The organism is Pseudomonas neuropathica (genome assembly GCF_015461835.1).
Taxonomy (GTDB): Bacteria; Pseudomonadota; Gammaproteobacteria; order Pseudomonadales; family Pseudomonadaceae; genus Aquipseudomonas; species Aquipseudomonas neuropathica.
Genome location: NZ_JACOPX010000008.1, coordinates 28,780 through 50,261, shown reverse-complemented (window position 1 = coordinate 50,261; position 21,482 = coordinate 28,780). Strand labels below are relative to the sequence as shown.

The window sequence follows — 21,482 nt, the reverse complement described above, 5'->3', positions numbered from 1 at the left end:
AAACGGGCAACACAACCATAAGCGCATCAGCCAAGGCGCACAGTCAGTGGATTCTGATGAAGTTGTAGGCATTGGCGCGGCGGTGTGCAGGCTACCGACCGGTACTGGTCGGTAGCGTTTAAACAGGCGCCGTTAAAGCGTTTATGGATGCAGCGGCAGCTTCAGTTCAGCGCACAACCCGCCACCCTCGCGATTGCTCAACGTCAGTGAACCACCGAGCGCCATGGCCAGTTGCTGGGCGATCGCCAGTCCCAGCCCGGTGCCGCCGGTATCGCGATTGCGCGAGTTTTCCACGCGGTAGAACGGTTGCAGCACCTGCGCCAGTTCGGCGTCGGCGATGCCCGGGCCGCGGTCCATGACGGTGATCGCCAGGTTGCCCTTGTTCGCTTCGACCCAGACTTCGGCGGCGCCGGCGAATTTCAGTGCGTTGTCGGTCAGGTTCACCAGAACCCGGCGCAACGCATGAGGACGGGTGTCGATGACCGCCGCACTCTTGCCGACCAGTTGCACCTGCTTGCCCATGTCCTGATAGTCGAACACCAGGCTTTCGAGGAAGGAATCCATGTTGGTGCGGCGGCTTTCTTCGGTCGAACCATGGATGCTGCGCGCATACGCCACGCCTTCGCGCACCAGGTGTTCCATCTCGCTGAGGTCATTCCACAGTTTGTCTTTCTCGGCGCAATCGTCCATGAGTTCGGCGCGCAGTTTCATCCGCGTGATCGGCGTTTGCAGATCATGGGAAATCGCCGCGAGCAATTGCATGCGCTCCTTGAGGTAAGCGGCAATGCGCGCCTGCATCGCGTTGAATGCGCGCGCAGCGTAGACCACTTCGTTCGGGCCGCTTTCGTCGAGGTGGATCGGGTGGGCGTTGGGGTCAAGAGTTTCCACGGCATTGGAAAGCCGGGTCAGCGGGCGGATCGCGATGCGCACGGCCAGCCAGGTGCAGGCAATCATCAACGCCAGTTGGCCGAGCAAGACCACCGGCAACCAGGGCGACAGCGGGACCATGGCGGGGCGCACGTCGATGGTCACCGGGCTGCCGTCGCTCAGGCGCAAATGGCCCTGAAAGTGTTTCTTTGGCCCGGGAATATCGGTGAAGGTCAGCGGATAGCGTTCACCGATGGCTTCGGTGATCGAGGTGACCGCCACCGGTACATCACCGGCCTCGATCGGTGTGCCCGGTTCGCCTTCGCTCAACAGGTAGCCATAATTTTTTCGCGCCAGACGCTCGAGCCAGGCAGGGCGCTCTTCGGCAGGCAAGCGATCAAGGATCGCAATCGAGGTCGACACGTCGGTTTCCAGATTGCCAAGCATGGTGTTCTTGGCGCTTTGGTAACGCTCGTAATATTGCGCGCCGAACGACAGCGCCTGAGCGAGCAACAGGCCGATCAGGAAAATCAGCGACAGGCGCGAGGCGAGGGTGCGCGGCCAGTGCAGATTGACACTCATGCCGGGGCCCCGAGAATTTCGACCGGCAGCGAGAACACGTAACCTTCGCTGCGCACGGTCTTGATGTAGGCCGGCTCGCGCGCATCATCCAGAAGACGCTGACGCAAACGGCTGACCAGCAAATCGATCGAGCGGTCAAACAGATCGGCATCACGACCCTGGGTCAGATTGAGCAGTTGGTCGCGGCTGAGCACCCGTTGCGGGTGATCGAGGAACACTCGCAGCAAACGGTATTCGGCGCCGCTGAGGGCGACCATGGTGCCATCCTTGTCGAGCAGGTGGCGGGCCGATGTGTCCAGTTGCCAACGGCCGAAGGCGAGCAAGCGACCGGCCTCGGTGACCACCAGATTTGGCGGCAGCATCCGCGTGCGGCGCAGTACGGCGTTGATCCGCGCGAGCAATTCGCGGGCGGCGAACGGTTTGGTCAGGTAATCGTCGGCGCCCATTTCCAGGCCGATGATGCGGTCGGTTTCATCGTTGCGCGCGGTCAGCATCAGAACCGGCGTGGCCTTGTGTTTGCCCACCCGCAATTCGCGGCACAACTGCAGGCCATCGTCGCCGGGCATCATGATGTCGAGCACGATCAGGTCGACGGTGTTGGCTTCGAGAAAGCTGCGCATCTGCCGGCCATCGGCGACCACCGTGGTGCGCAGTCCGTTCTTCTTCAGGTAATTGCCGACCAGCTCGCGGATTTCGCGGTCGTCGTCGACGATGAGTATGTGATCGACATGATCCATCGGTGCAAACCTCTATCAAAAGGGACTGCCGTGCAGTGTATCGAGCCTGCTGCGGCTCGGCTGCCTGCCTTTGTATTGCAGTGTATCTGCCGTATCGGTGGATACACGGGAACGCAAAAACGCGAATTTTCCAGGGTTTTGTATCGCTGTGTATCCCCCGATGGCAGGGATACACAGCGATTGAAACGCGCCTGTTCCTGACACAGAGGCGATACCTCGCGAGCCTCAAATAGGCCCCATCGAGGCCCACACAGATCGCCTCGGCTCAAACCCACTGAAGCCTTGAGGAAAACGCCATGAACAACAAATCCGTAATCGCCGCCTGCCTGTTTGCCGCGCTGAACATCTGCACGCTCTCGGCCCGGGCCGAAGCCGCTATTACCGCGCAAACCTACATCTACGGCACCCACCTGGATATCCAGAAAGTGATCTCGCTGAAGGAGGACAACTCGGTGGGTTGCGGCATCGTCGAGGCACGCATGACCTACCTCGATTCGGCCGGCAAAACCCGTGTGCTCGATTACAGCAAATTTGCCGACGGTTGCAACAACGACAACTGAGTCATCAACGGCAATCAAGCCATCAACGGCACCAGGCCAACTCTTTATAGAAGGAACCAGACCATGAACAACGTCGCGCGCTTTTTCACCGCCATTGCTTTCTCCCTGGCCGGCGTCGCCGCCCATGCCAACGCTGCGGTTGAACAGCATAGCTGCCACAGCAGCACCTGCTTCCAACTGACGCCGGTGGCCCAGCAGGGCAGCGACGGCCTGATCGCGGCTGACGGTACCAGTCGTACGCCACAAGGGCAGATGTTTGCCGCTGATGGCTCCAGCCGCACGCCACAGGGCCAGATGTTTGCCGAGAACGGCGCCAGCCGTACGCCGCAGAGCCAATGGCTGGAAAGCCAGAGCGTCTGAACGGCTCGTTACAATCATTGATCAAGGGTGACTCACTATGTACCTCATCGCATTTCTCGGCGGTCTGCTGACCGTGCTCAGCCCCTGCATCCTGCCGGTGGTGCCGTTTCTGTTTGCCGGCGCTCAACGCAGTCGCGCTTCGATACTGTTGACCCTCGGCGGCATGGCCCTGACCTTCGCGCTGATCTCCAGCCTCGCCGTGGTCAGCAGCGAATGGGTGATCAAGGCCAGCAACAGTGGCCGGTACGTCGCGCTGATCGTGATGAGCGTGTTCGCCCTGTCGCTGATCTCGGCGCGCATCGGCGACTGGCTGACGCGTCCTCTGGTGATGCTCGGCAATCGTCTGGACCCGGACACCCGGAAAAAGGCCGGGCCTATGGGTTCGATCATGCTCGGCGTGGCCACCGGACTGCTGTGGGCACCTTGCGCGGGACCGATTCTCGGGGTGATTCTCACCGGTGCCATGCTGCAAGGCGCCAACGCGCAGACCAGCCTGTTGCTGCTGGCCTACGGTGCCGGCAGTGCATTGTCGCTGGGCACACTGATCTTCGCCGGGCGCGGCTTGGTCAACCGCTTGAAACCGTCGATCCCGTTCACCGGTTGGTTGCGTCGTGGTGCCGGGGTTGCGGTACTGGCGACGGCAGCGGTGATTGCCACCGGCTTCGATAAAACCTTGTTGGCGAACACCTCCTCTGAAGGCGTCGCCAGCGTCGAAAAAAGCGTGTTGGAAAACGTGCCGAAAGTGGTCGACTACTTCATCAGCAAAGTCCGTGCGGACTCGCCGATGGAGGAGGGCAAAGGCGCGATGCCGTCACTCGCTGGCGCCGTGCAATGGTTGAATTCGCCTGAACTGAACGCAGATGCCCTGCGTGGCAAAGTGGTGCTGGTGGACTTTTGGACCTACGACTGCATCAACTGCCAGCACACCCTGCCGTACGTCAAGGACTGGGCGAAGAAGTACGAGAAGGACGGCCTCGTGGTGATCGGCGTGCACACCCCGGAATACGGCTACGAGCGGATCATCGACAACGTCAGGGATCAGGTGAAAAAGCTCGGCATCACCTACCCGGTGGCCATCGACAACAACTACGCGATCTGGCGTAACTTCGACAACCAGTACTGGCCGGCGCATTACCTGATCGACGCCAAGGGGCAGGTGCGTTACAGCCACTTCGGCGAAGGTCGCTACGAGGCGCAGGAACAGATGATCCAGCAGTTGCTGGAGGAGGCTAAGGCGCCTGCGGCGTGATCAGCAAACCAATGGCTCAAAGGTCGCGGACCATGAGCCATTGTTCATTGTCCCAGGCGCGAAAACGCTCCAGGACCTGCCAGCCGCGTTTGGCGTAATAGTCCTGCTTGGTCTGCGTATGCAGATACAAACGCGCAAACCCGCACTCTTTCGCCTCCTGACAAATCCCTGCAATCAAGCGTTCTGCCAGGCCTTGCCCGCGCGCTTCAGGACTGACGAACACGCAGGCCAGCCAAGGACCAAGATCAGGGCGCAGGGCGAGGTCATCGCGTGCCAGCGCCGCGCCGCCGACCAGATGTTCACCGTCCATGGCGATCAGGCAGGACCAGTCGCCATTGCCTTGGCCCTCGGCAAATTCACGCTGCCATTCAGCCAGCGGTTGGTCGATGTATTCGTAGGGGAATTGCTGGTGGATCCATTGAGCATAACGGTCGCTGTGGTGCATGTGATGCGCGAGCCAATCGAGTTTCAGTGACATCGGTAGAGTCCGTTCCAGAGGCGAGCGGGCATCAGAAACCAATCCTCGAACGTTGGCAATCTTCCAGGTGTTCCAGACGCTTTACAGATTTCCACCGCTCATCGGCAAACCCCCGGTTTTACGGGGTTGCCAGACGATTGGCAGGGACGCCGAGCGGTCTCGGCGCGATAGTGCCTGAGCAGGGTCACTGCCGGCCTTGCCCCATAACAAGAGCGCGAGGTTGCCATGCCGAAATTCGTGATTGAACGCGAGATTCCAGGGGCCGGGAAGCTGTCCGAAGCCGAACTCAAAAACGTCTCACAAACGTCCTGCCAGGTGTTGCGCGAACTTGGGCCACAGGTGCAGTGGCTGCAGAGTTATGTCACCGCCGACAAAATCTATTGCGTGTACATCGCGCCTGACGAAGAGCAGGTACGCGAACACGCCAGGCTTGGAGGATTTCCTGCCAACAGTGTGGCGCGAGTGATGACGGTCATCGATCCGACGACGGCCGAATGATCACCGACCCCACCCGCAGCGGAGTTCACTCTTATGAGTACCCCGATTGATCTGACAGCCCTGAAGGAACGCCAGAAAGTCGCCTGGGCCAGTGGCGACTACGCCTTGATTGGCACGACGTTGCAAATCGTCGGCGAAAACCTTGCCGAAGCCTGTGACCTGCGTTGCGATGAAGAGGTGCTGGATGTCGCTGCCGGCAACGGTAATGCGACGCTGGCGGCGGCGCGCCGTGGCTGCCAGGTCACCTCGACCGACTACATCGCGGCTTTGTTGGAACGCGGCCAGGATCGGGCCCGGGCGGAGCATCTGGACGTGACGTTTCAGGTGGCCGATGCCGAAGCGCTGCCGTTCGCCGACGAGAGTTACGACGCGGTGCTGTCGACCTTTGGTGTGATGTTCGCGCCGGATCAGGACACGGCTGCGGCCGAGCTGGGCCGGGTTTGTCGCCGTGGTGGGCGGATCGGTCTGGCCAACTGGACGCCGGAAGGTTTTGTCGGGCAGATGTTCAAGGTTTTGGGCCGGCATCTGCCACCGCCGGCTGGTGCCCAGCCTCCCTCGAATTGGGGCTCCGATGCCTGGCTGCACAAACATTTCGATGACCGTGATTTTCTGCTGCGGGTGACACGGCGCGATTTCAATTTCCGCTATCGCTCGGCGGCGCATTTCATCGACATCTTTCGCCATTGGTATGGGCCGGTGCATAAGGCCTTTGCGGCATTACCGCCGGAGAGCGGGCAGGCGCTGGAGAGTGATCTGGCGGATTTGCTCAATCGGTTGAATCGGGCGGGAGAGGGTTCGCTGGTGGTGCCGAGTGAGTATCTGGAGGTGGTGATCACTAAACGCTGAGTCACACACCATTTTCAAATTTGTGGTGATCCCCCTGTGGGAGCGAGCTTGCTCGCGAAAGCGCTGTGTCATTCAACACAGATGTTGTCTGACACTCCGTCTTCGCGAGCAAGCTCGCTCCCACAAGGGTAAATGTAGCTGGGGCGGAAGACCTATTTCACCTGCGGCCGATCAAACCACTCCAGCGCCGTGCGCCAGATGCAGATCCCCAGAAAGTACGCCGACATCAGCAACCACAAGCCCATCACCAACGGGTTGATCACCGGGTGGTTGAGCACCAGCGACAAACTGCACAGCAGCCAGATCGCCGTCACCGCAATGTTGATCGGCATGAACCGGCGCACGCGGAACGGGTGCAGGAACTTCATTCGCGTCACCGTCAGCAACGCCAGACCGATCACGGTCAGGAAGGTGATCCACGGCCCCGGCCCAATGATGTAAAGGCACAGTGCGACCACATTCCACGCCGCCGGAAAGCCGACAAAGTAGTTGTCCTTGCTCTTCATGTTGACGTTGCAGAAGCAGAACAGCGACGACACCAGAATCAGCGACACGGTCAGCAGCAGGGTGTAGTCGGGCAACGGAATGTAGCGATAGATGAACAGCGCCGGGATGAACACGTATGTCAGGTAATCGATCACCAGATCGAGGATCGAACCGTCGAAGCTCGGCAGCACCGATTGCACGTTGACCTTGCGCGCCAGTGCGCCGTCGAGGCCGTCGACAATCAGCGCCACGCCCAGCCACATCAGGCAATGGGTCGGCTGGTTTTCCAACAGGGCGAGGGTGGCCAGGAAGGCTGTGACCACGCCAGTCGCGGTAAAACCATGTGCGCCCCATGCTTTGAGCCTGGCGATGTGTACGGTCGATATCACGGGGGCGTTCTCCAGAAAGTGAAGCAAGCCGGGTATCACCCTTGAGTAGCAGGGCGCCGGCAAACCGGGTCGGGGTTGCAGCTATCGACCGGTCTGGCCGGGATAAGGTTCACCACTGATCAATCTTAGCTGGCCGGCGAAAAAAAACGCGGGCGAAATCCGTCAGACCCTTGAGTGTCAGCCAAACGGTGCTGGCGCTATGGCTTGAGGGGTCTATCGTTGCCAGACGCAGTCACTGCCAATGCTTGAGGATGACGTCATGAACACCAGCGATTTGCTTGAACAACTGCTGCGAGGCCAGGCCTCGGCGGGACAACAATCTTCAGCGTCTGCCGGCGCTGGTTTGGGTGGTTTGGGTGGGTTGCTGGGTGGACTGCTCGGCGGCGGCTCGGGCGCGGCCAGCGGCGGCGGATCTGCCGGTGGACTTGGCGGCTTGGGCGGCTTGCTCGGCGGCGGTGCCGGTGGTGGTCTTGGCGGCGCATTGGGTGGGGCACTGGGCGGTGGGGGCGGTACGCAAAGTCGCTCCGGCGGCACCAACTATGCGGCGTTGGCGTCACTGGGGATGATGGCCTATCAGGCGTATCAAGCCTGGCAACGCAGTCAGGCCAGCGCAGCCCCGCAACAGGTCCCGCAAACGGCGAATCTGCTTGCCGGCCCGGAAGTCGAGGAGCACAGCCACGCTGTATTGCGCGCGTTGATCGCGGCGGCCAAGGCTGACGGTGAGATCGACGCCCGGGAACAACAGATGATCAGTGGGGAAATCAGCAAACACACCGACGACCCACAATTGCAGCAATGGTTTGAGGACGAAGTCTCGAAACCGCTGGACGCCAGCGAAGTCGCGCAGGCGGCCAAAGGCGATCCGGCCATGGCCGCTGAAATGTATCTGGTCAGCGTGATACTCGTGGATGACCAGCAGGACGACGAGCGCAGTTATCTGGATGAACTGGCAGCAGCATTGCGGATCGATCCTGAGTTGCAGGTGCATCTGGAACAGCAGGCCAAGGGCCAGGCCTGAAAGCAACATCAAAAGATCGCAGCCTTCGGCAGCTACAGGGTGTACATCATTCCATGTAGGAGCTGCCGAAGGCTGCGATCTTTTGATCTTCAAAACCAAATTGCATCCCATAACGGGTAGTCCCCCACACGCCGAACCAATCCGGCGCGTATCGGGTTCATAACGATATATCGGGCCGCCGCTTTAAGATCTTCATCGCGACGCAACGCCCGGTCGTAGTAACCGCGATGCCATAACCGTCCCTGACTGCCACGCTTGAGATTGATCGAGCGACAACTGCGCGATTTCACGCGGCACATGAGCGCTGCCAATGAACCTTGTTTCAATTCAATCAGCCAATGCAGATGATCCGGCATCACCACCCACGCCAGCGACTGAACCATTCCCTCGTCATCGGCTGCACGCATTTGCTCTACCAGCAGTCTTCCCAAACGCCAATCCGAAAATATTGACTGACGTTCGTAAACGACGGCGGTGAGCAGATAAATACGTCCAGCCTCGCTATAGCGTCCCTTGCGTAATCCACACGCCTTTGCAGCAACAGGCATTCCTTTGCCCTCCCAAAAACATCGTTCCTGAACGTTAGCCATCCCTCACCTTTACGCGAACTCAACCCATTGCACGATGTAACCCCGTAGGAGATGCCGAAGGCTGCGATCTTTTGATCTTGTTTTTTAAAATCAAAATCAAAAGATCGCAGCCTTCGGCAGCTCCTACAGAGGAATCAAGTGTGTGCGAGGATCGCGCAGACGGCCGTCCGTCCGGGCAATTTTCACGTCGATTGAATTTTTCGCAGGCGCTGCCTCTCTGCTGCTGTAGAGGCGTGTGGAACAGCGTCCTGCCAACCGACCGAGAATTTTGCCATGACTGTCCTGACACCCCTGCAAGCCGCGCCTGCCCAACCGCACCTGATGAACGCCGCCGGGAACATGCGGCAGGTCTATGAAGCGTTGTTGCGCGATGACGATTCCCAAGACCTTGCGCAGGCGTTTTTGCAGGAGCAACTGCAACACGCCGCGCAACTTACCGATGTGTTGCCTGAAGACCCGGCAACGTGGCACGCCTGGGTAGCCGAACATTGCGCCGACGTCGCCCGGCAATACGCCGATTACCTGCAACAGCGCAAGGCCGGCGGGCCTCGGCAATTCTTCCGTGGCAAGGCGCAGGCACTGTATTTTCTGCAAGCGGTCGCACCGACCAAACTAGTCGACGGCGCTTGGCTCCATGGTCTGTTGCCGCGCTGGCAAGACCCGCGTTTCCAGGGCCTGCTGCGAACCTTTCTGGAAGAGCTGGGCGAAGGCAATCCGGCGCAAAATCACGTGGTGATTTATCAGAAATTACTCGCCGAGCACGATTTGCAGGATGGCAGCGCCATCGACGATGAACGCTACCTGCAAGGCGCGATACAGCTGGCCCTCGGTGTCTGTGGTGCTGATTATTTGCCCGAGGTGATCGGCTACAACCTCGGCTATGAACAACTGCCGTTGCACCTGTTGATCAGCAGTTACGAACTCAGTGAGCTAGGCATCGATCCGTACTATTTCACCCTGCACGTGACCATCGACAACGCCAGCACCGGCCATGCGCAAAAAGCCGTACAGGCGGCGCTTGACCTGCTGCCGCTCGAGGCCGATCGCGCCGAATTTCTGCGTCGGGTAGCGCTGGGCTATCGGCTCAACGATCTGGGGCAGGGCAGCCGCGCAATCATTGAAGGCTTCGACCTCGAGCAGCAATTGCTGGCGATGCTCGAGCGCAAGTGCCCATTCGCCCAACACATGCATTCCGATTACTGCCGTTTCGAAGGGCAGACCGTCAATCAGTGGCTGGCCGCACCGGAGCAATTGCCCGGATTTCTTCAAGCGTTGCAGAACAAGGGCTGGATCAAACGCCACGAAGACCCGCAGGCCAGCCGTTTTTGGCAACTGATCGCAGGCGACGGTGCGGCGATGTTCGGCGTGTTCAATGCCTACGAGAAACAACTGGTGCACGACTGGATCGCCGGCGACTGGACGCTGTCGGATAAAGCGAAACCCGTTCGGCGGCACAGTCAGACCGCAGCGCCCATCGAAGGGCTTGCACAGGACCCCGACGTACAGGCGCTCAACACCGCGCTGCAAGGTCAGGATGCCTCGGCGCAAATGGCGATTTTGATCCCCTGGCTCGCCCCGGCCCGCCATGCACACCCGGCCGGGCTGCTCGCCACCCGGCGTTTTATCGAACTCAAATCCCGCTTGCCTTAAGGACACCGCCGATGAATCAGGAAGAACAACTCTGCCCCAACGACCTCGTGCTGCTGCAATTGGGCCGGCGCTTGTTGGCAGACGGATATCGGTTCACCACGCCGACGCCGTTGACCCATCAACGGGTCAACCAGCGTGACGAGGGCCAGATGGCCGACTCTTTGCGCGATGTGTTCGGCTGGTCGCGTCCGTTCACGCCGGGGTTGTTGTCGGCCGATGAACAGCGGCAACTGCAAGATGCACAGATCATTGATCACTACGAAGGTGAGCTGAAGAGTCGGGTGCGCTGGTCGAGCCTGGATGATTTGCTGTTCGTCCATTCGGCATTTCCCACCGAGGCCGCTGACGCGGTGTTTTTCGGCCCCGACACCTACCGCTTTGCGCAATTGATCCACGCCCATCTGCAGCAGAACTTCGCGCCGATCCATCGCGCGGTGGACATCGGCTGCGGCGCTGGCGTCGGTGCGATTCTGATCGGCCGCGCCCGTCGCGAGGCAGAGGTGCTGGCGCTGGACATCAACCCTGCAGCGCTGCGTCTGACCGCGATCAACGCCGCACTGGCGGAAGTCGCTAACGTCGACGTGCGCGCCAGTGATCTGTTGCAGGGCGTCGACGGCGAGTTCGACCTGATCGTCGCCAACCCGCCGTACATGGCCGACCCGGCGGAACGCGCCTATCGCCACGGTGGCGGGACGCTGGGGGCAGGGCTTTCGCTGCGCATCGTCGAACAGGCCTTGAATCGATTGGCGCCTGGTGGCTCGCTGCTGCTCTACACCGGTGTGGCGATGGTCGATGGTCGTGATCCGTTTCTCGACACCGTGCTGCCACGCCTCGATGAAAAACGTTTCGGCTGGACGTACCGCGAACTCGACCCGGATGTTTTTGGCGAAGAACTGCTCAACCCCGGCTATCAACGGGTCGACCGCATCGCAGTGGTGGCGCTGACCGTGACCCGAATGGGCTGAAACAAGGCAGGTGCACGATGAACAGGAACCTCGACGACTACAACCGCATGCGCGATTTTTCGGCGACCTCGGAACCGGCTGCCGTCAAGCGCTCGGGACGTAAAACCGCTGCCGAGCATGCTCTGCAGTTCTGCATCCAGAAGCACGACGCTTCACACCTGCATTATGACTTTCGCCTGGAACTCGATGGCGCACTGAAGAGCTGGGCGGTGCCAAAAGGGCCGTCACTCGACCCCAAGGTCAAGCGGCTGGCGGTGCATGTCGAGGATCATCCGCTGGATTACGCAACGTTTGAGGGCAGCATTCCGCAAGGGCATTACGGCGCCGGCGATGTGATTGTCTGGGATCGTGGCGTGTGGATACCGCTGGAAGATCCGCACAAGGCCTACGCCAAGGGCAAGCTCAAGTTCGAACTGCAAGGCGAGAAGCTCGGCGGTATCTGGAACCTGGTGCGCACGCACATGCCGGGCAAAAAAGAACAATGGTTTTTGATCAAGCATCAGGACAGCGCCGCACGGCCGCAGGATGATTACGACGTGTTGCTGGCCGAACCGGACAGTGTGCTGAGCGAACGCACGTTAGTGGGCAAACCCAAACTGGCCGCCGAGCAAAGCAAACCGCTGAAAAAGCCCCCGGCCAAGACACGCAAAACTGCGACCGGCAAGCTCAACGGTGCGCAAAAAGCCAAACTGCCGGCACAACTGAAACCGGAACTGGCAACGCTGGTCGACAGCGCGCCGCAAGGGCAGTGGAGTTACGAGATCAAATTCGATGGCTACCGGATCATGGCGCGCATCGATCATGATCAGGTGCAACTGTTCACTCGCAACGGTCATGACTGGACGCACAAGTTGCCGCAACAGGCCGCTGCCCTGGCCGCGCTGGGATTGGAATCGGCGTGGCTCGACGGCGAAATGGTTGTCGCCAACGAACACGGCGTACCGGACTTTCAGGCCCTGCAAAATGCTTTTGAAGCTGGAAGCAGCGGCAACATTCTCTACTACCTGTTCGATCTGCCGTATCTCAACGGTGTCGACCTGCGTGAAGTGCCGGTCGAGGAACGTCGCGCTGCGCTGGCCACGGTGCTCGGCAGTCATGAGCAACCGTTGTTGCGCTTCTCCGAAGCCTTCGACGAAACCCCGGATGCGCTGCTCAACAGCGCCTGCCAGATGCAGATGGAAGGCCTGATCGGCAAACGCCTCGGCTCGCCTTATGTATCCCGGCGCAGCAGTGACTGGATCAAGCTCAAGTGCAAACATCGCCAGGAATTCGTCATCATCGGCTACACCGATCCGAAAGGTTCGCGCAGTGCCTTCGGCGCCTTGCTGCTGGGGCTGCATGATCGCGACAGCGGCGAGTTGCGCTACGCCGGCAAAGTCGGCACCGGTTTCAACGAGTCGACGTTGAAAAGCATTCTGGCCCAGCTCAAACCGTTGCAGGTGAAGAAGCCGGCGGTGGTCAATCCACCCAGCGGCTTCGAGGTCAAAGGCGTGCACTGGCTCAAGCCGAAACTGCTGGCGGAAGTCGCATTTGCCGAAATGACCAAGGACGGTTCAGTGCGCCACGCCGTGTTTCATGGCTTGCGCAATGACAAACCGGCCAAAGCCATCACTGAGGAGCGAGCGAAACCGGTGAAGACTGCAGCGAAGAAATCAGCCACGAAGAAAGCGCCGAAAAAAGCCCCGGCGAGCAGCGCAGAAACCGCACCGTCGCAGCTCGGACTGGCCAACGGCAAGGTGCGCATCACTCACCCGGATCGGGTGATCGACACAGTCAGCGGCACCACCAAGATGCAACTGGCCGAGTACTACGCTAGCGTTGCCGAATGGATCCTGCCGCAGCTCAAGGATCGTCCGGTCGCGCTGGTGCGCGCGCCGGACGGCATCGCCGGCGAATTATTCTTCCAGAAGAACGCTGAACGCCTGGCGATCCCCGGCATTACCACGCTGGACAAAGACGTCACCGGGCAACCGGTGATGCTGATCAACAACGCCGAGGCGCTGATCGGCGCGGTACAGATGAGCACCGTCGAACTGCACACCTGGAACGCGACCACGGTCGATCTGGACAAGCCCGATCGCTTCGTTCTTGACCTCGATCCGGATCCGGCACTGCCATGGAAAAGCATGGTCGAAGCGACGGCACTGACATTGACCGTACTTGATGAACTGGGTCTCAAGGCGTTTCTCAAAACCAGCGGCGGCAAGGGTATTCACCTGGTGGTGCCGCTGACCCGCAAACTCGGTTGGGACGAGGTCAAGGACTTCAGCCACGCCATCGTCAGTCATATCGCCAAGCTGTTGCCGGAGCGTTTTTCTGCGGTGTCCGGGCCGAAAAACCGCGTCGGGCGGATCTTTATCGATTACCTGCGCAACGGTCTGGGCGCCACCACTATCTGCGCTTACGCCGCGCGCACCCGCGAAGGCTTGCCGGTGTCGGTGCCGCTGTTTCGCGAAGAGGTTGCCGAGCTCAAGGGCGGCAATCAGTGGAACGTGCACAACGTTCATGAGCGGTTGGCTGAGGTCGGTGACGAGCCGTGGGCCGACATGAAGAAAACCCGCCAGAGCATCACCGCCGAAATGCGCAAACGCCTGGGGCTGAAAAAGTGATCAGGTGTCGCGCAGCAAGTCGTGAGCGTTGAGCAATTCGAAGGCGATTTCCGGGTGGTTTTCCAGTCCGCGGCGAATGGCGGCCGGGATTGCTGCACGTGTCTTGCGGCACAGGCCCGGTAACTCGTCGATTTGAATTGCGATACCACGCATGGTGCGCACTTCGTTGAAACCGGGAGCGACGTCGACGCGAATCCCCAATTGCTCGAACATGCGCTGTTGCAGATGTTTGAGGTCATTCAGGTCTTTGAGCATTTCGAGGCGAGCGAGCAGGCGTTTTTCTTCCTCTCGGGTCAGGCGCAGGATGCGCAAATCCGCGCCGGGCGTCTCCAGCAACGGATCGCGCCCGCAAATGCAGGCGCCGGGCGGGCAGGGGGAGCGCAAGGGCACAGAAGTCGTCATGGCCTCCATCATAGAGGCCGTCGGACAGTTTTGCCTATGCGCCTTCAGCAGCCATCCATCGGCTGCGTTTTCCGTGTCGGCTACTGATTCAGGCCTTCGTAATGCACCAGAATCGCGTTGGCCAGATCTTCATCACTGGCATTGAGTCCAGGATTTTCCTGGCGAGCCTGTTGCAGCACCGATTCAAGATAAACCCCACGAATGGCCCCGCCACTGGCGACAAATGCAGACAAGTCGTCACGGGCCGGAATCACCATTTTGTGATCCTTAAAGGTCGAGTACAGCGACGCGGAGACACCGGCCGAGGTGGCGACATCACCCGCATCGACGCGGGCCAACGCCGAACCGACCGGCAGGCATAAGAGTAAGGAAGAAATAAGCACTAACTTGCGCATGACGGTGTTCCTCCACAAGCGCGAAGCAAAAAGGGAAGGTCTACATAATGTGAGAGGGGCGCGCGCGACGGGAGTTCCGTGGCGCTGAAAAGTCTGAGTTATTGCAAAACAGATGCGGGCAACGCCGTGGCGGGTTGCCCGTTTTTCAAGCTGCGATGAGTCAGATCACCCCGCAGGCCATGCGATCACCGCCACCGCCCAGTGGTTTGGGCATATCGGCGTGGTTGTCGCCCCCGGCGTGGATCATCAGGGCGTGACCTTTGATCTCGGATATCTTCTTCAGACGCGGCGCCAGTACGGGATAGTTGGCGATGCCGTCCGCAGTCACATAAATCGCCGGAAGGTCACCCAAATGACCGTCAGCATACGGGCCTAGGTGTTTGCCGGTTTTTTGCGGGTCGAAATGCCCGCCCGCAGCCAGTGCGGCGCCTTTCACGCCATCCTTCATGCCGGGCTCGCAGCTGCCGTTTTCATGCACGTGGAAACCGTGCACGCCGGTCGGCAGAGATTTCAAGTCAGGCGTGAACAACAGGCCATACGCCGTTTCACTGATGGTGACCGAGCCGATCGCCTGCGGCGCGCCGTCAGCGCTGACCAGATTGATCGCGACTTTTTCCGTCGCCGCTTGTGCGGTGCCGATGGCGAAGGTGCCGAGCAGACCCAACCACAATGCGCGTTTCATAGGCGTTTCCTTTTCTGTACGAATGTTCAGAGCGACGGACTCAATAGCCTGCCGGCATTAACCGGCGATGAAGGCGTTGGCCGTGCGCGTTGAAAAGTGAGACTTGCCGCGCAATCCGAAAGTTTTGCTGCCTTTGGCCAGCATGCCGACACCTGCCGACACGCTCTGGCGCGGCAGACCTGCGCAAATAGGCTTAACTGAAGGCTGACAAGCGCTTACGGGCGTGATGAGTGAGGAAAATCCGGTGTCGATCAAACTGCGTTTAGTGTTGCTGATTGTGACAAGTCTGCTGACAGCCTTGATCGTGAGTCTGGTCAGTTATGTCGGCAATCAGCGGATGGCCTCGGCGGTCAGCGATAACGCGGTCAGCATGAGCGCGCTGCGCAACCACATGGAAGCCGACATGATGCACGACGCCCTGCGCGCCGATGTCTACTCGGCGATGCTGGTCGGGCTGGGCAAAAGCACCAGCACGGCAAGCGAGGTACGCGATTCGATCAACGAGCATGCCGGGCATTTTCGTGAGGTGCTCGAGGAAAACCTCAAGTTACCGATCAATCCGGCATTGCGCACGGCGCTGGAGCAGATCAAACCGAGCCTCGATACCTATATCAATGCGGGCGAACGGATTGTCGGGCTGGCGCTGGACAACCCTGATGCAGCTCAACAGGAACTGGGCACGTTCAACACGGCGTTTGGCCAGCTTGAAGAACAAATGGCCGCGTTGAGCGAGCTGATCGAGTCCAATACGCGGCAGACCAGCGCAGGCACCGAGTCAGCCATCCGCAGCGCCAACGTCGCGCTCGGCGTGGTGTTGATCGCCAGTCTTGTGTTGCTCTTGATACAGGGGCGCTGGGTCATTCTGAGCATCATGGGGCCGTTGAAGACTGCCAGTCGCATCGCCGAAAGCATCGCCCACGGCAATCTCAGCGAGTCGATTGCCGAGCCATCCGGCAAGGACGAAGCCAGTACTCTGATACGCACACTGGCAACCATGCAGCGCGACTTGCGCAACATGATCGACGTGGTGCGACGCAATGCTCACGGCGTCAGTGGCATGAGCGAGCAACTCAGCCACGGCTGCCATCAGGTCGCCGACAGCAGCCAGCAACAAAGCGTCGCCGCCAGCACCATGGCCGCTGCCGCCAGCCAGATGACCGCGAGCATCGAGGAAATCACCCGCCACGCCGAACGAGCCCTGAGCATGGCCAGTCAGGCCGAAACCCTGGCCAAGGAGGGCGGCGGGGTCATTCATCAAGTGGTCAGCGACATGGACGATATCGCCCGATCAGCGCAACAGTCAGCCCAGGTGATCCGCACGCTGGATCAGGAATCCGAAGCCATTTTCAACATCATCCAGGTGATCAAGAGCATTGCCGACCAGACCAATCTGCTGGCGCTCAATGCCGCCATTGAAGCGGCCCGTGCCGGCGAGCAGGGTCGGGGCTTTGCGGTGGTCGCGGACGAAGTGCGTAGTCTGGCGGCACGCACCAGCGCCTCGACCCAGGAAATCGCCGCAATGGTCGCGCGCATTCAACACAGCACCCGCGAGGCGGTCAGCAGCATGGAGGCGGGTGTCGCGCAGGTCGACAAGGGCATGGCGGTGACGGCGGATGTCGAGCGGGCCATCCGCGAAATCCTCGATGCGACGTTGAGCACGACGCAACTAGTCAACGACATCACCCGCACGATTGGTGAGCAGAGCCAGGCCAGTAACGAGATTGCCCATCAGGTGGAAATGATTGCCGGGATGTCCGAGGGCAACAGCCGGGTGATCGGGCAGACGGCGAATACTACTGACGAGTTGTCGAGTCTGGCGGGGCAGTTGGCGCAGTCGGTAGATCGGTTTCGGTTGTAGAGGTGAAATCCATCGTATTTGTGTTAGCCGGGCTGCAGCTTTCGCGAGCAAGCTCGCTCCCACAAGTTTCGTGGTGTACATGCAATATTCGCTGCGCCACCGAACACTGTGGGAGCGAGCTTGCTCGCGAAGAGGTCAGTTCAGCCGACACTAATGCTGGATAAATTCACCACAATCAAAACTTGAACGCCTGCCGCCCCACCAACAACCATTTGCCGTCCTGCTTCTGCCAGATCTGGAAATTCTCGATCTCGGTCGGCACGACTTCGGTCCCCTTCAACGCCTGCGCGGAAAAGTGGTGGCGCACCAGCGCGGTATCGCCGGACAGGGTAATGGTCTGGTTTTGCATCTCTAGTGTTTTGAACGCGCTCTTGCCGGTTTCGATGTCGGCGATGAACTCTTTCTTGTCCTGGATCTTGCCGCTGGAATGGCCATAAGTCAGGTTGGGCGCGGTGAGCGCGTTCAGTTCGGCGATGTCCTTGTGCAGCATCGCCTGGGTCAGATGATCGACCGCTTGGGCAACGTCTTTTTCCGCCGGGGCAGAGGCGGCCATGGCGTAGCCGTTAAAGGCGCAGAGGAAACCGATGAGGAGTCGGGTTTTGGTCATGGAAGTTGTTTCCTTGTTGTTATGGGTGATGACTGCGCGACTTGTTCGTCAGTCATCGTACAACTTAGCAGGTTATCCAGAACTTAGGCACTCCTTCCACATCCTTAGTCTTCAGGGGTCATGTTCAGCCTTCGTCGGCCGATAGTGTCCTGAGCGGAAAAAGACTCTCAAGTCGGGAACAGACGCGCGGGTTTGCCCTGACGTGATATTCTTCGCGCCAACTTGGTTTGACCTTATTCAGTTTGCTTGCCTCTGGGCGGGCCGACGGAATCCCTGTCGCTCAAGTAGCTGAGCCAATAATGATAAGAAGTCAGTTCAGAAGGGACATTAACTGAGGTCGATGCAGCATGTCGGCCTTGTGTGCCCACCCGTCAAAATTGAAGTGTGCCGGAATCTGCGACGCGAGCCTGAGCGTCATCAAAGCGGATCGCATACTGATAACAGCGGCGGGCGGAAGGCGTTTTATCATAGGTGCAACAGATGTTTAAAAAAGTGAACACAGCCCTGCTGGGTCTGGCTTTGGCGATGGGGATGACATCCGCCAATGCTGACGAAGCAAAGAAAGTCGACGTCCTGCTGATCGGCGGCGGCATCATGAGCACCACCCTCGGTGTGTGGATCAATGAGCTGGAGCCAACCTGGTCGATGGAAATGGTCGAGCGCCTCGACGGCGTCGCCCTGGAAAGCTCCAACGGCTGGAACAACGCCGGTACCGGTCACTCGGCGCTCGCTGAGCTGAACTACACCCCGGAAGACGACAAAGGCAACGTGACGATCCCGAAAGCCGTCGAGATCAACGAAGCGTTCCAGGTCTCCCGTCAGTTCTGGGCCTGGCAGGTTCAGCAAGGCGTTCTGAAGAACCCTCGCTCGTTCATCAACACCACGCCGCACATGAGCTTCGTGTGGGGCGATGACAACATCAAGTTCCTGAAAAAGCGCTACGAAGCCCTGCAAGCGAGCCCGCTGTTCGCCGGCATGCAGTACTCCGAAGACCCGGCTGTGATCAAGAAGTGGGTCCCGCTGATGATGGAAGGGCGTGACCCGAACCAGAAAATCGCGGCCACCTGGAGCCCGCTGGGTACCGACATGAACTTCGGCGAAATCACCCGCCAGTTCGCCACGTACCTGCAGACCAAGCCTAACTTCGATCTGAAACTGTCGAGCGAAGTCCAGGACATCACCAAGAATGCCGATGGCACTTGGCGCGTCAGCTACAAAAACCTGAAAGACGGCACTAAAACCGAAACCGACGCCAAGTTCGTGTTCATCGGCGCTGGCGGCGGTGCACTGCACCTGCTGCAGAAGTCGGGCATTCCTGAAGCCAAGGAATACGCTGGCTTCCCGGTAGGCGGCTCGTTCCTGGTGACCGATAACCCGGCCATCGCTGAACAGCATTTGGCCAAGGCCTACGGTAAAGCGTCGGTTGGCGCACCACCGATGTCCGTTCCGCACCTGGACACCCGTGTTCTGGACGGCAAGCGCGTCATCCTGTTTGGCCCATTCGCAACCTTCAGCACCAAGTTCCTGAAGGAAGGTTCGTACCTCGACCTGCTGACCAGCACCACCACCCACAACATCTGGCCTATGACCAAAGTCGGCATCAAGGAATACCCGCTGGTCGAGTACCTGGCTGGCCAACTGATGCTGTCGGATGAAGACCGTCTGAACGCGCTGAAGGAATACTTCCCGAACGCCAAAGCCGAAGACTGGCGCCTGTGGCAAGCCGGCCAACGCGTGCAGATCATCAAGCGTGATGAAGCCGCAGGTGGCGTGCTGAAACTGGGCACCGAAATCGTTGCTGCACAAGACGGCTCCATCGCCGGCCTGCTGGGCGCATCGCCAGGCGCGTCGACCGCTGCACCGATCATGCTGAGCGTGCTGCAGAAAGTCTTCAAAGACAAAGTCGCAACGCCTGAGTGGCAGTCCAAGCTGCACCAGATCGTGCCAAGCTACGGCACCCAGCTGAACAACGATCCAGCCAAAGTGGCTGCAGAGTGGGCGTACACCGCCAAGATCCTCGAACTGCCGACACCTCCAGTGATCGGTCAGGTGACTGCTCCGGCTGCACCTGCCGCTGGAAAAGCTGAAGCACCGAAGGAAAACGCTGCACGTGACATGGCGCTGTAACTAAACGCCTGACACACAAAGCCCACTGAACCGGCGACGGTCAGTGGGCTTTTTTATCGCAAATAGTTTTGTAGGAGCTGTCGAGTGAAACGAGGCTGCGATCTGTTGATCTTGATCTTGCTTTTGAAAGATCAAGATCAACAGATCGCAGCCTGCGGCAGCTCCTACAGGGCTTTGGCGGACGCCAGATAAGCGCCGAGCCGCCGGCCCATCTCTTCGCCCAAGACTTGTAGACCGCTGAGCGGCCGCACCATCACCTCAAACTCGACAATCTTGCCGTTCTCGTCAAAGCGAATCATGTCGATACCTTTCAGCTCCTTCGAACCCACCTTGGCGCTGAACTCCAGAATCACATTCAAGCCATCGGCAGTCGCCAGTTCGCGGTGGTAGGTGAAGTCTTCAAACACTTCAAACACGGTATTGAGGATCATCGACACCACCGGCGCACCCGGGTAAGGCGTGTGGGCCATCGGCGAGCGGAACACGGCTTGCGGGTCGAGCAGGCCGGGCAGGGCGCTGAGGTTGCCGGTGCGGATCATTTCGTGCCATTTGGCTAGCGATGCGGCGACGTTGGCTTGCAGGTTCAGGTCGGTCATGTTCACTCCAGGATTTTTCTTGTTGTTGTCGCGACGGCAATGACTCTAGATCAACCACGCCGAAATTGAACCCTTGTGCCGCGATCTGAATATCGGCCCATGCGGATCAGATGCGCATCTGATCCGCATTTTTTCGTCTTATCTGCCTCTGTTACCAGCTCAGTCATCCGCTCAAAATAGCCCCACGGTTCGGCACTCGCGGCAGTCCTTCATCCCGAAGCGCCCGGTGCACCGCAAGCTCAGCATTGAGGAGAGCAACATGAACAAAATGGCGATTTTTCTGGGTGGCTTTCTGACACTGACCATTCTGATCGGCCTGCTCGCAACGATTTCTCCGGTCTGAGGCGACCCTTTTCCAGTGACGTCCACGGGTGTGTCGCGCAAAACATGTTCAAATGCCGCGCCCCACACCTGTAAACGGACTTCAGCCCATGACCGAACACCGCATCCGCGCGCTCGCACTCTGTGTCTTTCATCACAACGGCAAAATTCTGGTCAACCAGTTTCGTGACCCGGTCAGCCAGCAAACCTGCTTTCGGCCTATTGGCGGCGGTATTGAATTTGGCGAGACCAGCGCCGCAGCGATCGTGCGCGAAGTGCAGGAGGAGTTGGGCCTGTCCGTGACTGACGTGCGCCTGCTCGGCACACTCGAAAGCCTTTTCGTCTACAACGGCAAACCGGGTCACGAAATCGTTCAGGTGTATGACGCGACGTTTGCCGACCCCAGTGTCTATGCGAATTCGCAGATCGACGGCCATGAAAGCGACGGCGCTCCCTTCACCGCGCGTTGGCATGCCAGTTCAAGCTTCAGTGAGCAGTCGCCTCTGGTGCCGAAAGGCTTGCACGATCTGCTGAAGAGCGCCGGACTGCTGGCTTGAGGGCTGGAGCCGCGCTCGACTTCCTGCGTTTTTCATCCCCTGTCAAATGTGTT

Annotated in this window: 23 protein-coding genes and 1 pseudogene; 14 read left to right on the top strand and 10 right to left on the bottom strand. The window is 59.5% G+C overall.

What is annotated here, in order from left to right:
- Positions 1 to 141: 141 nt before the first annotated feature.
- Both H8F23_RS12990 and H8F23_RS12985 read right to left on the bottom strand, forming a co-directional pair.
- Complete coding sequence (locus H8F23_RS12990; RefSeq protein WP_194934626.1) at positions 142 to 1,449, bottom strand: ATP-binding protein; 1,308 nt, start codon at positions 1,447 to 1,449, stop codon at positions 142 to 144.
- Entirely contained in the window at positions 1,446 to 2,186 is a 741-nt protein-coding gene (locus H8F23_RS12985) for a response regulator (RefSeq protein WP_007919579.1), read from the bottom strand. The genes H8F23_RS12990 and H8F23_RS12985 overlap by 4 nt, the downstream gene beginning before the upstream one ends.
- Before the next feature lie 296 nt (positions 2,187 to 2,482).
- Here H8F23_RS12985 and H8F23_RS12980 point away from each other — a divergent pair, with 296 nt between their 5' ends.
- From H8F23_RS12980 to H8F23_RS12970, 3 genes are all read left to right on the top strand, one after another.
- Entirely contained in the window at positions 2,483 to 2,746 is a 264-nt protein-coding gene (locus H8F23_RS12980; protein ID WP_194934625.1) for a DUF2790 domain-containing protein, read from the top strand.
- Between the two features lie 63 nt (positions 2,747 to 2,809).
- Positions 2,810 to 3,106 (top strand): hypothetical protein, encoded by a 297-nt coding sequence (locus H8F23_RS12975; protein WP_194934624.1) that lies wholly within the window; start codon positions 2,810 to 2,812, stop codon positions 3,104 to 3,106.
- 37 nt (positions 3,107 to 3,143) lie between these two features.
- Positions 3,144 to 4,355 carry a cytochrome c biogenesis protein DipZ gene (locus H8F23_RS12970; protein ID WP_194934623.1) on the top strand — a complete coding sequence of 404 codons (1,212 nt, stop codon included), beginning with the start codon at positions 3,144 to 3,146 and terminating at the stop codon, positions 4,353 to 4,355.
- 16 nt (positions 4,356 to 4,371) lie between these two features.
- On the opposite strand, the gene H8F23_RS12965 is transcribed toward H8F23_RS12970, so the two are convergent.
- A complete protein-coding gene (locus H8F23_RS12965; RefSeq protein WP_194934622.1) occupies positions 4,372 to 4,833 on the bottom strand; it encodes a GNAT family N-acetyltransferase in 462 nt (153 codons plus the stop codon).
- Between the two features lie 225 nt (positions 4,834 to 5,058).
- Between H8F23_RS12965 and H8F23_RS12960 the strand changes: the two genes are divergently transcribed.
- Together H8F23_RS12960 and H8F23_RS12955 are read left to right on the top strand one after the other, a co-directional pair.
- Positions 5,059 to 5,331 carry a DUF4242 domain-containing protein gene (locus tag H8F23_RS12960; RefSeq protein ID WP_093438958.1) on the top strand — a complete coding sequence of 91 codons (273 nt, stop codon included), beginning with the start codon at positions 5,059 to 5,061 and terminating at the stop codon, positions 5,329 to 5,331.
- A 33-nt stretch (positions 5,332 to 5,364) separates the two neighbouring features.
- Entirely contained in the window at positions 5,365 to 6,177 is an 813-nt protein-coding gene (locus tag H8F23_RS12955) for a class I SAM-dependent methyltransferase (RefSeq protein WP_186624851.1), read from the top strand.
- A gap of 152 nt (positions 6,178 to 6,329) precedes the next feature.
- On the opposite strand, the gene pcsA is transcribed toward H8F23_RS12955, so the two are convergent.
- Positions 6,330 to 7,052, bottom strand: a complete 723-nt coding sequence (pcsA, locus tag H8F23_RS12950; protein WP_007919592.1) for a phosphatidylcholine synthase — start codon at positions 7,050 to 7,052, stop codon at positions 6,330 to 6,332.
- A gap of 259 nt (positions 7,053 to 7,311) precedes the next feature.
- Between pcsA and H8F23_RS12945 the strand changes: the two genes are divergently transcribed.
- Entirely contained in the window at positions 7,312 to 8,070 is a 759-nt protein-coding gene (locus H8F23_RS12945) for a tellurite resistance TerB family protein (RefSeq protein WP_194934621.1), read from the top strand.
- A gap of 89 nt (positions 8,071 to 8,159) precedes the next feature.
- Here the strand turns inward: H8F23_RS12945 and H8F23_RS12940 are convergent, their stop codons facing one another.
- Positions 8,160 to 8,618 (bottom strand): REP-associated tyrosine transposase, encoded by a 459-nt coding sequence (locus tag H8F23_RS12940; protein ID WP_194934783.1) that lies wholly within the window; start codon positions 8,616 to 8,618, stop codon positions 8,160 to 8,162.
- 315 nt (positions 8,619 to 8,933) lie between these two features.
- Between H8F23_RS12940 and H8F23_RS12935 the strand changes: the two genes are divergently transcribed.
- Genes H8F23_RS12935 through ligD form a run of 3 tightly spaced genes read left to right on the top strand, consistent with a single transcriptional unit; the run spans position 8,934 to position 13,884 of the window.
- Positions 8,934 to 10,310 (top strand): iron-containing redox enzyme family protein, encoded by a 1,377-nt coding sequence (locus H8F23_RS12935; protein ID WP_194934620.1) that lies wholly within the window; start codon positions 8,934 to 8,936, stop codon positions 10,308 to 10,310.
- 11 nt (positions 10,311 to 10,321) lie between these two features.
- A complete protein-coding gene (locus H8F23_RS12930; protein ID WP_116255375.1) occupies positions 10,322 to 11,275 on the top strand; it encodes a methyltransferase in 954 nt (317 codons plus the stop codon).
- Positions 11,276 to 11,292: 17 nt separating this feature from the next.
- Positions 11,293 to 13,884, top strand: a complete 2,592-nt coding sequence (gene ligD, locus H8F23_RS12925; protein WP_194934619.1) for a DNA ligase D — start codon at positions 11,293 to 11,295, stop codon at positions 13,882 to 13,884.
- On the opposite strand, the gene H8F23_RS12920 is transcribed toward ligD, so the two are convergent.
- The 3 genes from H8F23_RS12920 to sodC all read right to left on the bottom strand — a co-directional run bounded on the left by H8F23_RS12920 (position 13,885) and on the right by sodC (position 15,363).
- Positions 13,885 to 14,286 carry a hypothetical protein gene (locus H8F23_RS12920; RefSeq protein WP_175559657.1) on the bottom strand — a complete coding sequence of 134 codons (402 nt, stop codon included), beginning with the start codon at positions 14,284 to 14,286 and terminating at the stop codon, positions 13,885 to 13,887. It abuts the gene before it with no gap.
- Positions 14,287 to 14,366: 80 nt separating this feature from the next.
- Positions 14,367 to 14,681: a DUF2388 domain-containing protein gene (locus H8F23_RS12915; protein WP_194934618.1), complete on the bottom strand. Its 315-nt coding sequence runs from the start codon at positions 14,679 to 14,681 to the stop codon at positions 14,367 to 14,369.
- Between the two features lie 160 nt (positions 14,682 to 14,841).
- A complete protein-coding gene (sodC, locus tag H8F23_RS12910; RefSeq protein WP_194934617.1) occupies positions 14,842 to 15,363 on the bottom strand; it encodes a superoxide dismutase family protein in 522 nt (173 codons plus the stop codon).
- A 226-nt stretch (positions 15,364 to 15,589) separates the two neighbouring features.
- Here sodC and H8F23_RS29300 point away from each other — a divergent pair.
- Both H8F23_RS29300 and H8F23_RS29295 read left to right on the top strand, forming a co-directional pair.
- Positions 15,590 to 16,363: pseudogene (locus H8F23_RS29300) on the top strand (MCP four helix bundle domain-containing protein); the annotation flags it as partial.
- Entirely contained in the window at positions 16,358 to 17,221 is an 864-nt protein-coding gene (locus H8F23_RS29295) for a methyl-accepting chemotaxis protein (protein ID WP_407692560.1), read from the top strand. The pseudogene H8F23_RS29300 and the gene H8F23_RS29295, both read left to right, overlap by 6 nt.
- A gap of 175 nt (positions 17,222 to 17,396) precedes the next feature.
- Here H8F23_RS29295 and H8F23_RS12900 read toward each other — a convergent pair whose 3' ends face one another.
- Positions 17,397 to 17,828: a nuclear transport factor 2 family protein gene (locus tag H8F23_RS12900; protein WP_038369331.1), complete on the bottom strand. Its 432-nt coding sequence runs from the start codon at positions 17,826 to 17,828 to the stop codon at positions 17,397 to 17,399.
- A 480-nt stretch (positions 17,829 to 18,308) separates the two neighbouring features.
- Here H8F23_RS12900 and mqo point away from each other — a divergent pair, with 480 nt between their 5' ends.
- Complete coding sequence (gene mqo / locus H8F23_RS12895) at positions 18,309 to 19,955, top strand: malate dehydrogenase (quinone) (protein ID WP_194934615.1); 1,647 nt, start codon at positions 18,309 to 18,311, stop codon at positions 19,953 to 19,955.
- A gap of 164 nt (positions 19,956 to 20,119) precedes the next feature.
- Here mqo and H8F23_RS12890 read toward each other — a convergent pair whose 3' ends face one another.
- The gene (locus tag H8F23_RS12890) at positions 20,120 to 20,551 is read right to left on the bottom strand and encodes a nuclear transport factor 2 family protein (protein ID WP_194934614.1); all 432 of its coding nucleotides are present in this window, start codon (positions 20,549 to 20,551) and stop codon (positions 20,120 to 20,122) included.
- Between the two features lie 73 nt (positions 20,552 to 20,624).
- On the opposite strand from H8F23_RS12890, the gene H8F23_RS12885 reads away from it, so the two are divergent.
- Positions 20,625 to 20,894: a hypothetical protein gene (locus H8F23_RS12885; protein WP_228759221.1), complete on the top strand. Its 270-nt coding sequence runs from the start codon at positions 20,625 to 20,627 to the stop codon at positions 20,892 to 20,894.
- 88 nt (positions 20,895 to 20,982) lie between these two features.
- Positions 20,983 to 21,429, top strand: coding sequence for an NUDIX hydrolase (locus H8F23_RS12880; protein ID WP_026000463.1), 447 nt, complete (start codon positions 20,983 to 20,985; stop codon positions 21,427 to 21,429).
- Positions 21,430 to 21,482: the final 53 nt, after the last annotated feature.

Bases quoted from the DNA above. Each gene is read 5' to 3' on its own strand.
- H8F23_RS12990 (WP_194934626.1), bottom strand. From the start codon at position 1,449: ATGAGTGTCAATCTGCACTGGCCGCGCACCCTCGCCTCGCGCCTGTCG.
- H8F23_RS12985 (WP_007919579.1), bottom strand. From the start codon at position 2,186: ATGGATCATGTCGATCACATACTCATCGTCGACGACGACCGCGAAATC.
- H8F23_RS12980 (WP_194934625.1), top strand. From the start codon at position 2,483: ATGAACAACAAATCCGTAATCGCCGCCTGCCTGTTTGCCGCGCTGAAC.
- H8F23_RS12975 (WP_194934624.1), top strand. From the start codon at position 2,810: ATGAACAACGTCGCGCGCTTTTTCACCGCCATTGCTTTCTCCCTGGCC.
- H8F23_RS12970 (WP_194934623.1), top strand. From the start codon at position 3,144: ATGTACCTCATCGCATTTCTCGGCGGTCTGCTGACCGTGCTCAGCCCC.
- H8F23_RS12965 (WP_194934622.1), bottom strand. From the start codon at position 4,833: ATGTCACTGAAACTCGATTGGCTCGCGCATCACATGCACCACAGCGAC.
- H8F23_RS12960 (WP_093438958.1), top strand. From the start codon at position 5,059: ATGCCGAAATTCGTGATTGAACGCGAGATTCCAGGGGCCGGGAAGCTG.
- H8F23_RS12955 (WP_186624851.1), top strand. From the start codon at position 5,365: ATGAGTACCCCGATTGATCTGACAGCCCTGAAGGAACGCCAGAAAGTC.
- H8F23_RS12945 (WP_194934621.1), top strand. From the start codon at position 7,312: ATGAACACCAGCGATTTGCTTGAACAACTGCTGCGAGGCCAGGCCTCG.
- H8F23_RS12940 (WP_194934783.1), bottom strand. From the start codon at position 8,618: ATGCCTGTTGCTGCAAAGGCGTGTGGATTACGCAAGGGACGCTATAGC.
- H8F23_RS12935 (WP_194934620.1), top strand. From the start codon at position 8,934: ATGACTGTCCTGACACCCCTGCAAGCCGCGCCTGCCCAACCGCACCTG.
- H8F23_RS12930 (WP_116255375.1), top strand. From the start codon at position 10,322: ATGAATCAGGAAGAACAACTCTGCCCCAACGACCTCGTGCTGCTGCAA.
- ligD (WP_194934619.1), top strand. From the start codon at position 11,293: ATGAACAGGAACCTCGACGACTACAACCGCATGCGCGATTTTTCGGCG.
- H8F23_RS12920 (WP_175559657.1), bottom strand. From the start codon at position 14,286: ATGACGACTTCTGTGCCCTTGCGCTCCCCCTGCCCGCCCGGCGCCTGC.
- H8F23_RS12915 (WP_194934618.1), bottom strand. From the start codon at position 14,681: ATGCGCAAGTTAGTGCTTATTTCTTCCTTACTCTTATGCCTGCCGGTC.
- sodC (WP_194934617.1), bottom strand. From the start codon at position 15,363: ATGAAACGCGCATTGTGGTTGGGTCTGCTCGGCACCTTCGCCATCGGC.
- H8F23_RS29295 (WP_407692560.1), top strand. From the start codon at position 16,358: ATGCAGCGCGACTTGCGCAACATGATCGACGTGGTGCGACGCAATGCT.
- H8F23_RS12900 (WP_038369331.1), bottom strand. From the start codon at position 17,828: ATGACCAAAACCCGACTCCTCATCGGTTTCCTCTGCGCCTTTAACGGC.
- mqo (WP_194934615.1), top strand. From the start codon at position 18,309: ATGTTTAAAAAAGTGAACACAGCCCTGCTGGGTCTGGCTTTGGCGATG.
- H8F23_RS12890 (WP_194934614.1), bottom strand. From the start codon at position 20,551: ATGACCGACCTGAACCTGCAAGCCAACGTCGCCGCATCGCTAGCCAAA.
- H8F23_RS12880 (WP_026000463.1), top strand. From the start codon at position 20,983: ATGACCGAACACCGCATCCGCGCGCTCGCACTCTGTGTCTTTCATCAC.